General features: G+C 29.6%; 16 protein-coding genes and 1 tRNA gene. 9 read left to right on the forward strand and 8 right to left on the reverse strand.

What is annotated here, in order from left to right:
* Positions 1 to 75 precede the first annotated feature (75 nt).
* Complete coding sequence (gene capA, locus G507_RS0100385) at positions 76 to 1116, forward strand: cysteate synthase (protein ID WP_026715620.1); 1041 nt, start codon at positions 76 to 78, stop codon at positions 1114 to 1116.
* A gap of 107 nt (positions 1117 to 1223) precedes the next feature.
* Positions 1224 to 2711, forward strand: a complete 1488-nt coding sequence (locus tag G507_RS0100390; RefSeq protein ID WP_026715621.1) for an aminotransferase class V-fold PLP-dependent enzyme — start codon at positions 1224 to 1226, stop codon at positions 2709 to 2711.
* Positions 2712 to 2713: 2 nt separating this feature from the next.
* Here the strand turns inward: G507_RS0100390 and G507_RS0100395 are convergent, their stop codons facing one another.
* On the reverse strand, positions 2714 to 3583 hold the full coding sequence (locus G507_RS0100395; protein ID WP_026715622.1) for a lysophospholipid acyltransferase family protein: 870 nt from the start codon (positions 3581 to 3583) through the stop codon (positions 2714 to 2716).
* An 82-nt stretch (positions 3584 to 3665) separates the two neighbouring features.
* On the opposite strand from G507_RS0100395, the gene G507_RS0100400 reads away from it, so the two are divergent.
* Positions 3666 to 4307: a rhomboid family intramembrane serine protease gene (locus G507_RS0100400; protein ID WP_026715623.1), complete on the forward strand. Its 642-nt coding sequence runs from the start codon at positions 3666 to 3668 to the stop codon at positions 4305 to 4307.
* A gap of 40 nt (positions 4308 to 4347) precedes the next feature.
* Positions 4348 to 5040 (forward strand): SIMPL domain-containing protein, encoded by a 693-nt coding sequence (locus G507_RS0100405; RefSeq protein ID WP_026715624.1) that lies wholly within the window; start codon positions 4348 to 4350, stop codon positions 5038 to 5040.
* A 53-nt stretch (positions 5041 to 5093) separates the two neighbouring features.
* Here the strand turns inward: G507_RS0100405 and G507_RS0100410 are convergent.
* From G507_RS0100410 to G507_RS0100430, 5 genes are all read right to left on the reverse strand, one after another.
* Positions 5094 to 5174 (reverse strand) — tRNA-Tyr (locus G507_RS0100410).
* 175 nt (positions 5175 to 5349) lie between these two features.
* Positions 5350 to 6474, reverse strand: a complete 1125-nt coding sequence (locus G507_RS0100415) for a TlpA disulfide reductase family protein (protein WP_026715625.1) — start codon at positions 6472 to 6474, stop codon at positions 5350 to 5352.
* Between the two features lie 129 nt (positions 6475 to 6603).
* On the reverse strand, positions 6604 to 8013 hold the full coding sequence (locus tag G507_RS0100420) for an MBL fold metallo-hydrolase (protein WP_026715626.1): 1410 nt from the start codon (positions 8011 to 8013) through the stop codon (positions 6604 to 6606).
* A 67-nt stretch (positions 8014 to 8080) separates the two neighbouring features.
* The gene (locus G507_RS0100425; protein ID WP_245575582.1) at positions 8081 to 8875 is read right to left on the reverse strand and encodes a sulfite exporter TauE/SafE family protein; all 795 of its coding nucleotides are present in this window, start codon (positions 8873 to 8875) and stop codon (positions 8081 to 8083) included.
* Complete coding sequence (locus G507_RS0100430) at positions 8872 to 9504, reverse strand: Crp/Fnr family transcriptional regulator (RefSeq protein WP_026715628.1); 633 nt, start codon at positions 9502 to 9504, stop codon at positions 8872 to 8874. The genes G507_RS0100425 and G507_RS0100430 overlap by 4 nt, the downstream gene beginning before the upstream one ends.
* Positions 9505 to 9584: 80 nt before the next feature.
* On the opposite strand from G507_RS0100430, the gene G507_RS0100435 reads away from it, so the two are divergent.
* Both G507_RS0100435 and G507_RS0100440 read left to right on the forward strand, forming a co-directional pair.
* A complete protein-coding gene (locus tag G507_RS0100435; RefSeq protein ID WP_051191435.1) occupies positions 9585 to 10160 on the forward strand; it encodes a hypothetical protein in 576 nt (191 codons plus the stop codon).
* On the forward strand, positions 10161 to 10538 hold the full coding sequence (locus G507_RS0100440) for a YchJ family protein (RefSeq protein WP_026715630.1): 378 nt from the start codon (positions 10161 to 10163) through the stop codon (positions 10536 to 10538).
* Positions 10539 to 10620: 82 nt separating this feature from the next.
* On the opposite strand, the gene G507_RS0100445 is transcribed toward G507_RS0100440, so the two are convergent.
* Entirely contained in the window at positions 10621 to 11520 is a 900-nt protein-coding gene (locus G507_RS0100445) for an SIMPL domain-containing protein (RefSeq protein WP_026715631.1), read from the reverse strand.
* A gap of 161 nt (positions 11521 to 11681) precedes the next feature.
* On the opposite strand from G507_RS0100445, the gene G507_RS0100450 reads away from it, so the two are divergent.
* Both G507_RS0100450 and G507_RS0100455 read left to right on the forward strand, forming a co-directional pair.
* On the forward strand, positions 11682 to 12596 hold the full coding sequence (locus G507_RS0100450) for a hypothetical protein (RefSeq protein WP_026715632.1): 915 nt from the start codon (positions 11682 to 11684) through the stop codon (positions 12594 to 12596).
* 1 nt (position 12597) lies between these two features.
* A complete protein-coding gene (locus tag G507_RS0100455; RefSeq protein ID WP_026715633.1) occupies positions 12598 to 13140 on the forward strand; it encodes a hypothetical protein in 543 nt (180 codons plus the stop codon).
* A gap of 194 nt (positions 13141 to 13334) precedes the next feature.
* On the opposite strand, the gene G507_RS0100460 is transcribed toward G507_RS0100455, so the two are convergent.
* Positions 13335 to 13760 (reverse strand): SseB family protein, encoded by a 426-nt coding sequence (locus G507_RS0100460; protein ID WP_026715634.1) that lies wholly within the window; start codon positions 13758 to 13760, stop codon positions 13335 to 13337.
* A gap of 176 nt (positions 13761 to 13936) precedes the next feature.
* Here G507_RS0100460 and G507_RS0100465 point away from each other — a divergent pair, with 176 nt between their 5' ends.
* On the forward strand, positions 13937 to 14140 hold the full coding sequence (locus G507_RS0100465) for a hypothetical protein (protein ID WP_026715635.1): 204 nt from the start codon (positions 13937 to 13939) through the stop codon (positions 14138 to 14140).
* Positions 14141 to 14586 lie beyond the last annotated feature (446 nt).

The following is a 14586-nucleotide window of genomic DNA, read 5'->3' on the forward strand; positions in this document are numbered from 1 at the left end:
TTTTTATAAATTTGCAAGGTTATAAGGTTGTCAAAAAAATCTATAAAAAAGTTTACCTTGACTAACATAATATTTATGAAAGAACAAATAAACGCTTACAATAATGTTTTAGAACTTATTGGGAATACACCTCTTATTAAGCTTAATAAAATAACAAAAAATTTAAAGGGTAATTTTTACGCAAAAGTAGAAGCCTTTAATCCTGGTCACTCTTCTAAAGATAGAATTGCTTTATACATTATCGAAGAAGCTGAAAAGAAAGGCATATTGACTCCAGGTGACACTATAATTGAAACTACTTCTGGCAACACTGGTTTTAGTATTGCTATGGTAAGTATCATAAAAGGATATAATTGTATCCTAGCTGTTAGTTCAAAATCTTCAAAGGATAAAATAGACATGCTGCGAACAATGGGAGCAAAAGTCTATGTTTGTCCAGCAAATGTATCTGCTGATGATGAGCGCTCTTATTATAGTGTAGCAAAACGTTTGCACGAAGAAACAAAAGGTTCTGTTTATATCAATCAATATTTCAATCAATTGAATATTGATGCACATTATAACTCAACTGGTCCAGAAATTTGGGAACAAACTAAAGGACAAATTACACATTTAGTAGCTTGTAGTGGAACAGGAGGAACTATCTCTGGAATTGCTAAGTATTTAAAAGAGAAAAACCCAAAAATTTCTATTTTAGGAGTTGATGCTTTTGGTTCAGTATTAAAAAAATACCATGAAACAAAAGAATTTGATAACGATGAAATTTATCCATACAGAATAGAAGGTTTAGGTAAAAATCTAATCCCAACAGCAACTGATTTTGATGTAATTGACAAATTTATGAAAGTTACTGATGAAGAAAGTGCACATACAGCAAGAGAATTAGCTAAAACAGAAGGTTTATTCGTAGGATATACTTCAGGTGCAGCTTTACAAGCTGTCAAACAGTATGATCTAGAAGGAGAATTTGATGAAAATAGCAATATTGTTGTTATTTTTCCAGATCATGGTTCAAGATACATGAGTAAAGTATTTAGTGATGACTGGATGAGTGAGCAAGGCTTTTTTGACAGTGTCAACATTGAACAACAACAACAAATTGAATTTATAAAATAATTTGCATTAGCATAAACAATATATAAAAACCTTCATAATGAAGGTTTTTTTATGGAAATTATATAGTATTACTTAATTATATCTTATTTTTGTAAAAACAATCTACTATGAATGCTATTCAAAACAAAACTCAATTAGAAGAATATTTCCAAAAATTTAGAAAAAATATTATTGGAATTAATCAACAATTTGAAACTCCTTTTGGAAAAAAACCTATCATTTATACAGATTGGACTGCAAGTGGACGATTATATCGACCAATTGAAGAGAAAATAAGCAATGATTTTGGACCTTTTGTAGCTAATACTCATACCGAAACATCTGTTACTGGAAAAACAATGACTATTGCTTATCACAAAGCAAAAAATATCATTAAAAAACACGTTAATGCTAATGAAGATGATGTTCTAATTAATTTTGGAACTGGAATGACTGGTGTCGTCAATAAATTACAACGTATCCTTGGATTAAGAATTCCTGAAAATCTAAAAGAATATACAATAATTCCAGATGCTATTAAACCAGTGGTTTTTATTTCGCATATGGAACATCATTCTAACCAGACTTCTTGGTTAGAAACGATTGCAGACGTAGTTATTATTCCAGCAGATAAAGAGGGTTTGTTTTGTCTTAAAGAATTTAATAAATTATTGGAGCAATATAAAGAAAGAAGTTTTAAAATTGCCTCAATTACTTCTTGTTCAAACGTGACGGGAATTATTACTCCATATTATGAGGTAGCTAAATTAATACATCAAAATAATGGTGTTTGTTTTGTAGATTTTGCCTGTTCTGGACCTTATGTTGAAATAAACATGCATCCAGACGATAAAGAATGTTATTTAGATGCTATTTTCTTTTCACCACATAAATTTTTAGGAGGTCCTGGTACTTCTGGAGCTATGCTTTTTAGTAAGAACTTATATAAAAACAATGTTCCCGATTGTCCTGGTGGAGGAACTGTTTCTTGGACAAATCCTTGGGGAGAACATAAATATATTGATAATATTGAAGATAGAGAAGATGGTGGAACTCCAGGTTTTCTTCAAGTTATTAAAACAGCTTTAGCCATTCAGTTGAAAGATCAAATGGGTATTCAAAATATTTTGAAAAGAGAACACGAAATTGTTGAGTATGTTTTTGAAAGTTTAGGTGATATTGAAAATATTAACATTTTAGCCAAAGATCAAAAAGAACGATTAGGGGTTTTTTCTTTTTATATTGATGACTTACATTTTAACTTAGGAGTAAAATTATTAAACGATAGATTCGGAATTCAAAGCCGTGGTGGTTGCAGTTGTGCTGGAACTTACGGACATTATTTATTGCATGTTGACCAAGAAACTTCAAATAATTTGGTTTGTCAAATAGCTTCTGGAGATTTAATTCAGAAACCAGGATGGATTCGTATGTCAATTCACCCAACAACAACTACAGAAGAAATTCAAATGGTTTGTGATAGCATTAAAGAGTTAGCACAAAACCATAAAGAATGGTCAAAAGACTATAGCTACAATTCAAAAACAAATGAATTTGATTTTAACGGAAATGTTTCCAGTGATCATGATTTTGTAGAAGAGTTGTTTAAGTTTTAATTTTATCTTCTATGTTTCCAACGTTTATGTGTCCATAAATAAAATTCGGGCGCTTCATAAATTTGTTTTTCTACTCTACTTATATAATCATCAGTAATTTCAAAACGTTTGGTTTCTTTAGGATTTTCTGCCATTAATTCAAAAGTTCCATCATAATAACCTCTTTTTACTTTCTTGGTTCTGAGAAATATGACATTCATATCATAGCGTTTTGATAAAAATTCAGCACCAGTATGTACAGGTGTTTCAATTCCCATAAACTTACACCAATGCAAGGCTTTATCAATTTTTGGTGATTGATCACTAGCAAAGCCATATATACTCAAAATGCCTTTTCTATTATTTTCATCAATAACTGAAGCTGTTTCTTTTGTAGTTATTAAATTTGCTTTAAATTTTGAACGAATATCGTGTACTAATCTGTCAAAATACTTATTGGCAATTTTTTTATAAATTCCATAACCTTTAAAAGTAATTTGATGATTCATAGAAACAACCCATTCATAACTAGCATAATGTGCACATAAAAGAGCTATGCTTTTTCCTTTTTTTTCTAAATTATGATAGACTTCAATATTGGTAAATTTAAACCGTTTATCCATCTCTTTTTTTGAAATTGAAAGTGTTTTAATCATTTCTAAAAACATATCACACATATGTTTAAAGAATTTTTTTTCGATGATATCTCTTTCTTCTTTAGATAAGTGAGGTAATGCTAAGGCTAAATTTTCTCTTACTGTACTTTTTCTATATTTTATAATTCGATATACGATAAAGTATACAAAGTCAGATAATAAATACAATAACCTAAAAGGCAATATAGAAATCAACCATAAAATTGGGTAGAAAATAATAAAAATTAATAACTGCATTCTTTAAAATTTTTACAAATATACTTATAAATTATAGTATAGCATTACATCAATTTTTTTACATTTACAAAAAACCAAATTAATGGATATATTACTGATCACAATTATTGCTGCAAATGCAATTGTAAGTTTTAAAGGATTTAGCGATCAATTATTTTTTAGAAAATATGAATTTCATATTGGAAGTATAAAGGCTGGAGAACAAATTAGAATGCTTACTTCAGGCTTTCTTCATGTTGATATAGCACATTTGGCTTTTAATATGTTGACTTTGTATTTTTTTGCGCCTATAATCTTAAATCAATTTAATGATTTGTGGTTTTTATACATTTATTTTGGTAGTTTAGTTGGTGGAAGTTTATTAACCTACTATTTTCACAAAGATGAGTACAGTTATAGAGCAGTTGGAGCTTCTGGTGCGGTAACTGGAATAATATACAGTGCGATTCTTTTATATCCTGAAATGGATTTATACTTGTTTTTTATTCCAATTGGAATTCCAGGTTATATTTTTGGAATAGGCTATTTATTGTATTCTATCTATGGAATGAAAGCTAAGCGCGATAATATTGGACATACAGCACATTTTGGAGGTGCAATAGCAGGTTATATTATAACTTTAGCAAAAGAACCTCATATGCTTATTGACAATACCCAAATGGTAATTCTATTGGCTATTCCAATAGTAATACTTTTTTATTTACACAAAACGAATAAATTATAATTTTGGCATGCAATTTGAAATTGTATTAAAAAAAAACATCATGAAAAAAATAATCTTATTATTAGTTATGTCCACAAGTATACTGTTTGCTCAAGAAGTAAAACAAGTCCCACAAATTTCTGTTTCAGGTGAAGGAAAGATAAAAGTCGTTCCAGATGAAGCAATGATTACAGTTTCTATAGAAAATACTTCAAAAGAAGCTGCAGAAGCAAAAAGAGCAAATGATATTGTTGCTGATAAAGTTTTGAAGTTAATTAAAAGCAAAGGGATTGATATTAAAGACTTTCAAACGCAACGCATGAACTTATATCAAAACTATGATTATACTTCAAAGAAAAAGAGTTATGTCGCCAATCAAACGATAACTATTCACTTAAAAGATTTATCTAAATACGATGCTTTAATGATGGATTTAGTTGAAACTGGTATAAACGGAATTCAAGGAGTCGAATTTATGTCATCTAAAATTAAGGAATTAGAAAAACAAGCTCGTAAAAACGCTTTGTTAGATGCAAAATCAAAAGCAGAAGATTATGTTTCGGTTTTAGTAGGACAAAAATTAGGAAAAGTAGTTTTGATTAGTGATAATTCTCAAACAAACTATCCACAACCTTTGTATAGAGGAGCAATGAAAACGATGGCAATGGAAAGCGATGCTTTTTCAAGAGAAACTTTAGCAGTAGGTGAAATTGAAATAATTTCAAATGTATCGGTTACATTTGTTTTAGAATAAATTCTTTTAAAGATTTAAAATAAAAAAGCAACTCAATTGAGTTGCTTTTTTTGTGGGGAGAGCAGGATTCGAACCTGCGAAGTTTTCACAGCAGATTTACAGTCTGCCCTCGTTGGCCGCTTGAGTATCTCCCCATTCCCATGCTTTAGTGCCTTAACGGGTGCAAATATAGAATAGTTTTTGATGTATACAAACATTTTTTATAACAAAATTCAACTTATTTTATAAGCGTTTGAAAATGAAATAAATAAAAATTCCCATTGCATATAAATACAATGGGAATTTTATAAATAGTTAGGTTTCTAAGGACTATTGAACTCCTAAAAGTTCTTTAACTTTAGCTTTTAATTCTTCACCTCTTAAGTCTTTTGCAACAATTTTACCTGAAGCATCTAATAAGAAAGTAGCTGGAATAGATTTTACATTATATTGTTCTGCTATTGGTTCTTTCCAATGTTTTAAATTTGAAATATGATTCCAAGTTAAACCATCTTTTGCAATAGCATCTTTCCATTTTTGAGAATCTCCTTCTTTATCTAAAGAAACACCAATAATATTTAATCCTTTTTCATGTAACTCATTATACATAGCTACAACATTTGGATTCTCTTGACGACATGGTCCACACCAAGAAGCCCAAAAATCAATTAAAGTAACTTTACCCATAGATTCTTTTAAAGAAATCATTTTTCCATCAGGAGATGGAGCAGAGAAATCAGGAGCAATACTTCCAACATTAACAGAGGTCATTGCATCTAACATTTTTTTAATATTTTTACCACTTTTCGTGTCAACAATACTTTTGTCTAGCTTTTCATAATATGCTTTTACTTCTTCTGGAGTTAAATAATTTCTCATTAAGAAATTTTCTAACAATAAAGCAGAGATAAATGCATCAGGGTTTTTGTTTATAAACGCTTTTGATTGAACATTCATGTCATCCTGAAATTTATTAAAATCTTTCATTAAAACATTAACAGTTGCTGTATCTTGAGCTTGTTGAGCAGCCATCATCTTTTGTTGATTTGCTTCCTGAAATTTCATCATTTTTTTATAAATAACTTGTGATTCGTTATTATATGATTGAAATATATCATTATTTTTTGTTCCACCAATTTTTGAGTTTTGAATAGTATCTTTGTTAAATTCAACAGATATGTCACCATTTTCAAGAATCATAGGTACAGATCCGTTTAAGGTTTCAATTCTAACGAAAGCTAATTCAACACCTTCTTTTAATTTTCCGTCAAATTTAAATTTTTCACTTTCAACAACTGCTGTATCAAGAGTAGCTGGTCCAGTTTCACTTTGAGTTTCTAAGAAAACTTTTTTACCATTTTCTACCCCTTTTGCTATTCCACTAATTTCATAACCTTCTTTTTTACAAGACATTACTGATAATGCAGCAAATACTATTAATGCGATTTTTTTCATTTTTTATTTGTTATAATTTTTGGCAAATGTATTTAAAAAATTGTAATTTTTATAGTTTATAATTCTAAACTTTTCACAAAAAAAATCAGGCAATTAACCTGATTCTTAATTTTTTATTTTAAAATAATATTATTTTAAGGTACTTGGACAAACGTAATCTGTTAAAGGTACATCTGTATTTCTAATACCAGACATGCCTTTTTCTACATTTATCATATTGTGATACCCTCTTGCTTTTAAAATAGAAGCCCAAATCACTGAACGATATCCACCAGCACAGTGTACATAAAAAGTTTCATCTTTTGGCACTTCGGCTAAATGATCGTTTATATAGTCTAAAGGGATATTAATTGCGTTATCAACATGTTCTGCAGAAAATTCAGAAGGCTTTCTTGCATCTATTACAGGCATTTCTTTATAATGTTTAGCAAATTCTTCTGAAGAAACAGATTCTATTGAGTCTACTTCAAAACCAGCTTCTTTCCATGCTTTTAAGCCACCTTCTAAGTATCCTAAAGTATTGTCAAAACCAACACGAGATAATCGAGTTATAGTTTCTTCTTCTCTACCTTTGGAAGTAACCAATAAAATAGGTTGTTTTACATCTTTAATTAAAGCACCAACCCAAGGAGCAAATCCACCATCAATACCAATGAAAATTGAATTTGGGACATGTTCTAAAACATAATCGTTCTCATTTCTAACATCTAAAATTAAAGCTTCAGTTTGATTTGCAACGGCTTCAAATTCTTTTGGAGATAATGGTTTAAATGCTTTAGTCATAATGCTATCTAAACTTTCATACCCATTAATGTTCATCATAACATTTTGAGGAAAATAGGCTGGAGGAGGAGTTAATCCATCTAACAATTCAGCTTTAAATTCTTCTTTTGTCATATCAGCACGAAGTGCATAATTGGTTTTCTTTTGATTTCCTAAGGTATCAGTAGTTTCCTTACTCATGTTTTTACCACAAGCACTTCCTGCACCGTGATTTGGATATACAATTAAATCATCCGGTAAAGGCATAATTTTGTTGCGAAGAGAATCATATAAATAACCAGCTAATTTATCTTGCGTTAGATCAGCAACTACCTTTTGTGCTAAATCAGGACGTCCAACATCACCAATAAATAAAGTATCACCTGTAATAATTCCATGTGCTTTTCCGTTTTCATCAGAGACTAAGTAACAAGTACTTTCTAATGTATGACCTGGAGTGTGAATTACTTTTATGGTATAATTTCCAACTTTATATTCTTGATTGTCTTCTGCAGTTGTGCATTCATAACCACATTTAGCGGTTGGTCCAAAAATAATTTCAGCACCTGTTTTCTTAGCTAAATCAATATGACCTGAAACGAAGTCAGCATGAAAATGCGTTTCAAAAATATATTTAATTTTTGCATTGTCTTTTATAGCTCTGTCGATATAAGGTTGTACTTCTCTTAAAGGATCAAAAATGGCAGCTTCACCATTGTTTTCGATGTAATACGCAGCGTGTGAGATACATCCTGTATAAATTTGTTCTATTTTCATAATTTAAATTTTTTATTTTTCATAATGTAAATTTAATAATTGAATGGGTCTTTATTAGTAACATACGTTACACAAAGTAAAACTCTTTAAATAAAATAAAAGTTGCCATGGCTAATACAAAGTAACCAAAACCTATTTTTAATTGTTTTTCATTTATGTATCTATGCAGATAAATACCAATAAAGATACCAATTATTGATATGGAAGTAAATATCATTAAGAAATCCCAATCAATACTCGGGTTAGAAGCATCACCTAAAAAACCAATTAGCGAATTTATGGTAATAATAAAGAGTGAAGTTCCTACCGCTTTTTTCATAGGTAACTTGGCAAATAAAACCAAAGAAGGAATGATTAAGAAACCACCTCCAGCACCTACTAAACCTATAATAACCCCAATAATAGAATTTTGAATAACTAAATTTAAAAGATATTTTTTTCGAGTAATTTCTCTTAAAACTAATTTTGGTTTCTTAAGCATAGAATAGGCTGCAAAAAGCATAACTATAGCAAAAAATGCCATCAAAAATTTATCTTTCGTCAACAATAAAGTCGCAGTTTCTACTATAGTATCTGGAATTCTTGGTAGAATAAATCTGCGAGTAACAAAGACAGCTATAAAGGATGGAATCGCGAATATAATTCCGGTTTTAATATCTACTAGTCCTTTAAAATAATTTTGAGTGGCTCCAAAGGCTGAAGTTGTACCAACAATAAATAAAGAATAAGCAGTTGCTAAGACGGGATCGATTAACAAAACATAAACCAAAATAGGCACTGTTAATACCGAACCACCTCCACCAGTTAATCCTAAAATTAACCCTATTAGTAGAGCACCAACATATCCGAAGATTTCACTCAAAATTCTAAAATTTCTATATTGTTTCTATTCAATTTAATTTTTCCTTTTATTTCAAGAGCTTTTAAAAGTCTTGAAATTACCACGCGAGAAGTATGCATTTCATAAGCTATTTCTTGATGTGTATTATTAATTTCTGTTTTTCCAATCACCTTAGCTTTATCCGTTAAATACTTATACAAACGTTCGTCTAAATTCATAAAGGCTAAAGTGTCAATAGCTTCTAACATCTCTTTTAAACGGACATTATAACTATCAAATACAAAATTTCTCCATGTTTTATATTTAGTTAACCAATCTTCCATTTTTTCAACGGGAATCATAATTAAAGTACCATCTGTTTCGGCAACTGCTCTAATTTTACTTTTGGCTTGACCCATACAACAAGTCAAAGTCATAGCACAAGTATCTCCTTTTTCTAAAAAATAAAGCAAAAGTTCATCGCCTTTATCATCTTCTCTAAGGATTTTAATTGCACCTGTTAATAATAATGGCATTGATTTGATATAATCACCAATTTCAATCAGATAATCATCAGCTTTAAAATTTCTGAAAGTACCAACTTTTGAAATTTCTTCTAATAATTCCTCTTCAAAAATGTAATTATACGAGTCAAATAATTCTTCTTTCATAGGTGAAATTCTAATTTTGGTAAATATACGGTTTATCTTTAAATATGAAATGATACTTTTGTTACAAAATAATTTATCCTTTGAAAATTAAAACATATTCTCGACATAATTTCCATAAACACACTTTTTGTGTTTTTAAAGAAGTGAGTTTACAAGATATTGCACAACTACAACCTAATTACTCAAGTAAATCGGGTAGTAGTTATTATTTTACAGATGAAGGTTTATATAGGGTTTCGAACCATTGGGGAAGAGCTGCGAATTGCAGATGGAAGTTAGATTCGAGTGCAATGCCCAAAACTAGTAATGTTTATGAGAATCTGAAACGAGTTCAGATTAAAGTTGGCTATGCTAAATGGACTGACTTTTATCCAAACAACGAACAAGAGAGTTTATTTTATATTCAAGTTGATTTTGAAAATGGAACAGTTAATTTCCAACATAAAAACAACCCAACCTATGATGAAAAGTTAGTATGCAGAAACGCATCTGAAACCGCTAAACGTATTAAAATATGTAAAGAAGTTTTACAAGAAGATAATTGGATTAAGTATTTGACACATATTGATTTGGAAGAATTAAGACATGAAATAATAAACGAGTTACTGACCACAAATAACTCGTTTATTGAAATTAAAAGAAACTATATTAAATAAATGGAAAACTGTTATTGTAAATCGGGCAAACCTTTTAAAAACTGTTGTGAACCTTTTCTAAACAAAACCGCATTTCCTGAAACTCCAGAGCAATTAATGCGTTCAAGATATTCAGCTTATGTACTTCATGATGCTGATTATTTAGTTGCTACAACGCATATTTCTGAACAAAAATATTACTCCAAAGCTGAGATTCTAAAATGGTCCAAAAGCAATACTTGGTTAAGATTAGAAGTAATTGAAGCCCATGAAAATATAGTAGAATTCAAAGCTTACTATCTAGATGAAAAACAACAAGATCAAGTTCATCATGAGAAGTCTACTTTTAAACAAAAAGATAAAGTTTGGTATTACTTGGATGGTCAATTTTTTGGGTAAAATTTAATTTATCTCTATTGATTGACGGGTTTCATATTTTTTCTTAACAACCTGAAACAACCTGAAACAAAATAAACAAAACCTAAATCGAAGTGTCAATCTTATAAGTAACCGTCAAGTTCAATGTATATTGAATACCAACTTCAGTTTGGTTTGAATTAATAACTTTATCAAATCCAGCCGTTGAAACACCATCGTAATAGAAACTCTTATTTTTTCGGATTAACTTTTTCATGTAATTGACATTTCTATTGTTGTAATTGGTTTCAATTTCAGCACTTTCATAGGCTTGATATGCTTTATATTGGTTTTTGGGAAAGTAAACCTCAAAAACTTCATTTGCATCTGGTGTTCCTACAATTTTCTTTTTAAACGCTTTTAAATACTTGTCTTTTTTAGCATCAGCTATTTTTAAGGCTTCATCAAATAGGGTATTGTGGATCTGATCTGAATTCTCATTAAAATAGTCTACTTTAATAATATCATGAATTTCATATGCAGAAGCTATAGTTATTATTTTTTCTAAATCACTTACGTTTTTTGTAGTAATGATTATATTTTTCTTAATTTCAAAACCTGTTTCAAATTGTTTGGCTGTAGTTCCTTCCACAGTAAAATCATATACTTTGGTTTGAGAAATAAAATCTATATAACTATCCTCTTTTTTAATGCCCAAAGTTTTAACTTGAGCCATAAATCTATCAATTCTAGTATTTATTTGAGCGTTACAAGCTTTAACGGTTTCTGCTTCTTGATTTAGTCCCAAAGTCAGTACAAAACCATCGGCTTTAGAATTCATAAGAATTGAAATACTTACCGAAAGCGCATTGTTATTGACCGAAAGGGTTTGGCTATTTTGTGATCGATTACTATTGGAGCTTGAGTTGCCATACACTTGATTACCGCTAATTTGTGCTTGACTAAATGCGCCAATAAATAAGAAGATTAAAAGGGCTTTGCTTTTTGTGATTACTGTTTTCATATTTTTAGATTTTAAATTATTTACTGCAATAGTACTAATAGCCCCAAAAAAGCGTTTGGTAAATGAACTTTCTATTTACTATAAAGTTTTTTCTTTACTTTTACAGTACTTTTACAGTGGCATAGAAAACCTGTATGATTATTTTTGACTCCAATTAATTAATGAATCCATTAGATCTTTTTCAAAACCTTAAAAACGATGTGCTTTTTGTCTATAAAGAGCATCATCCTTATTTTGACGGAACATGGAAAACCTTTAGTTCACAAGACATACAAAACCTAATAGAACTCATTGAAATAAAGGTCAAACAAACCGTTAGTGAGAAGTGGATTTATTCCCATTTAAAACCAGAAAAGAATGACAAATTACCTAGAAAAGATATGTTGAATATCTTATCGCAATTGGTTGGGTTTTCGGGTTGGGAGGAATATGTATTTAAGCATAAAGTTGTGATTGCAGAACCTCAACTTAATGTAATGAAAAGCAACAAGAATAAGTTAATATGGTTGGCAGGATTACTTATTATAACTGGAATAAGTGCCTTTGTTTTTTACAATTTAATTTATGAAAAAGACAATGTGCATTCACTAGAAGTAAAAGACTCTTACACCAATGATAAAATCAATATGGATGATATCAAAGCGACTATTGTAAATGATAGTTCAGAAATTCCGATAGAGATTATTAATTCCGAATTGCAAATAAAAACAACTGATAGTATTAAGGTTGTTATAAACAGTCCATTTTACGAACAAAAGGAAGTTATAGTTACCAATACGCATCCACATCCAAATATTGTATTAGAACCGAACGATTATGCTATGATGTTGAAAGGTTTTATGAAATCTGACATTAAAGACTGGCAAACTCGAAAAGAACAATTGAATAAGATTTTCTCAGATGATCTAGAAGTGATTGTGATGCTTAAGAATGATTTAGGAGCTGAATATTTCAATAAAGAAGAATTTTCCGAAAAGTTAATAATTCCAAGTGCTTCGCTTAAGAAGATGAAAGTTTTAGAAATTAAAAATGAAGCGAACAAGCAAATAAATTTTATAAGAATCCTACAACAATAAGATGAAAACCAAAGTACTTACTTTTTTACTACTAGCCTTTGCACTGACATCATTTAGTCAGAGCAACAATACTAGTGCATCTTCTAAAGAGGCTATAAAATCTAATTTCAGTTTTCAAGCGATTAAAGCTTATCAAGAAAGTGCTGTTTTTAAAGTAAAAGATTATTATGCTTATTTGGAATTGTATGCTAACGAAGAAGCTTCAGACTCATTAAAAGTAGAAATTAAAACCGCTATTCATAATTTATTTATACAAAAGCATATAAAAGTTGTTGATTTTGTGTCTTCAGAAAACAATCCCATTCTACTAGATAAATTACTAGACAAAATTGAAAACAAAAACTACAAGTTTAAATTAACAGCTCTTGAAAATTCTATAGTAGGCGCTGACTTTTGGACCACTAAATACAACTTAGAAGTCATAGAAACCAACCAACGTTGTAGTATAGAAGTTTTTAGCAAGATAATTTTCAAACCTGTTGAAAAGAAGTTTGGATCAACGACAAAAGAAGTTTGGTCTATTTATTTAGGTGAAATGGAGTGATTTTAATTGATAATTAACAATTATTGGATTAAATAAATGATTCAATTATGAAATTTTACATTTAAAACTCATAAATTATCCATTATCCATTATCCATTATCCATTATCCATTATCCATTATCCATTATCCATTATCCATTATCCATTATCCATTATCCATTATCCATTATCCATTATCCATTATCCATTATCCATTAAACCGTTCTTCCCAAAACAAACATACTTTCCTGGTTGCTATCTATAATAAGTTGACTTATTTTGTTTTCAACCGCAATCTCCAAAACCTCTTTAGCAGGAAGCGTTACAAATGGTTTAGTTTCAGTAGCCCAACTCATTAAAGTAGCTTGTGAAGTAAAAACGCCCATAACCAATTTGCCTTCCGTTTCAAAGACCGAAGTAAACGATAATTGCGCACCTTTTTCTAAAGTGGTCCATCCTTTTTCAGGGTTTTCTCCAGTAACTGGACTCGAAGTTGGAACTAATAAATAGGCATTATCTCCTTGTAATTCTTCCAAAACTGCCATAAATGTTTCTTGGTTTTGACTAGCTTGAAAGGCTTTTATTTTGGCTAATAAATTTGTATTATCTGGCTTGAAAGTAGTGTTATCTGTATTTGACATTTCATTTATTTAAGATGGCAAAGATAGCTAATTAATCCTTTTTCATAAACTTATAGGAAAAACTCTTATAACATTAGGGTGTTTTTCCTGACCCTTTTATTCGCTTTTTTCCTGACTTTTGTTTCAGTACCATTAAAGCAATATATCCTATGAGAAGCTCTTTGTTTATACTATTTATGCTGGTTTTACTTGTGGGTTGTGTAAAAGATAACAGTGCTAAGGCTAAGTTAAAAACGGCTCAAGAAAAAGAAGTTATAGAAAAACGAAATTTGTTGAATACTAACGGCATGATTTTTCCAAATTATGCTATCGAATTTAATACGGATAGTTTGGAAACAACAAAGAAATCCAATAATAAACCCCATCAAAGTACTTTTTAAAAACCTAATTATGGAAGAAATGCTATATTTTCCTTCAATTATAAGCAAACTCTTTGTCTTACTAACTTTTTTACATGCCTTACTAAAACTTAAAACAAAAAAAAGAATTAATCAATACCTTTTTTACATCTTATGTATTAGCGTTTTTGCTGAATTAAGTAATGCCTATTTAAAATTTTATGACTTACCTTATAGTACTTTTACAACCTTTAGTGTAGTGGTTAGCATTATACTTTGGTTTCGAATATTACACATGATTTTTAATGCTAAAAAATTGATTATAGCTACAATAATTTTGTTTAGTTTGTTTGCTTTTATGAACCTCTTATTTATGGAAGGTCCTATAGAATTTAATTACTATACCTTAATTTTGGGAGCGTTTCTTTATATTCTATTCTTTGTTTTTGAAAGTTTTAACCAATTAAAAAGAGATAACTTCTATTTCT

The sequence above is a fragment of the Flavobacterium gelidilacus DSM 15343 genome, assembly GCF_000422685.1.
GTDB lineage: Bacteria > Bacteroidota > Bacteroidia > Flavobacteriales > Flavobacteriaceae > Flavobacterium > Flavobacterium gelidilacus.

Coding starts and splice junctions, on each gene's coding strand:
- capA (WP_026715620.1), top strand. CDS start 76: ATGAAAGAACAAATAAACGCTTACAATAATGTTTTAGAACTTATTGGG.
- G507_RS0100390 (WP_026715621.1), top strand. CDS start 1,224: ATGAATGCTATTCAAAACAAAACTCAATTAGAAGAATATTTCCAAAAA.
- G507_RS0100395 (WP_026715622.1), bottom strand. CDS start 3,583: ATGCAGTTATTAATTTTTATTATTTTCTACCCAATTTTATGGTTGATT.
- G507_RS0100400 (WP_026715623.1), top strand. CDS start 3,666: ATGGATATATTACTGATCACAATTATTGCTGCAAATGCAATTGTAAGT.
- G507_RS0100405 (WP_026715624.1), top strand. CDS start 4,348: ATGAAAAAAATAATCTTATTATTAGTTATGTCCACAAGTATACTGTTT.
- G507_RS0100415 (WP_026715625.1), bottom strand. CDS start 6,474: ATGAAAAAAATCGCATTAATAGTATTTGCTGCATTATCAGTAATGTCT.
- G507_RS0100420 (WP_026715626.1), bottom strand. CDS start 8,013: ATGAAAATAGAACAAATTTATACAGGATGTATCTCACACGCTGCGTAT.
- G507_RS0100430 (WP_026715628.1), bottom strand. CDS start 9,504: ATGAAAGAAGAATTATTTGACTCGTATAATTACATTTTTGAAGAGGAA.
- G507_RS0100440 (WP_026715630.1), top strand. CDS start 10,161: ATGGAAAACTGTTATTGTAAATCGGGCAAACCTTTTAAAAACTGTTGT.
- G507_RS0100445 (WP_026715631.1), bottom strand. CDS start 11,520: ATGAAAACAGTAATCACAAAAAGCAAAGCCCTTTTAATCTTCTTATTT.
- G507_RS0100450 (WP_026715632.1), top strand. CDS start 11,682: ATGAATCCATTAGATCTTTTTCAAAACCTTAAAAACGATGTGCTTTTT.
- G507_RS0100455 (WP_026715633.1), top strand. CDS start 12,598: ATGAAAACCAAAGTACTTACTTTTTTACTACTAGCCTTTGCACTGACA.
- G507_RS0100460 (WP_026715634.1), bottom strand. CDS start 13,760: ATGTCAAATACAGATAACACTACTTTCAAGCCAGATAATACAAATTTA.
- G507_RS0100465 (WP_026715635.1), top strand. CDS start 13,937: ATGCTGGTTTTACTTGTGGGTTGTGTAAAAGATAACAGTGCTAAGGCT.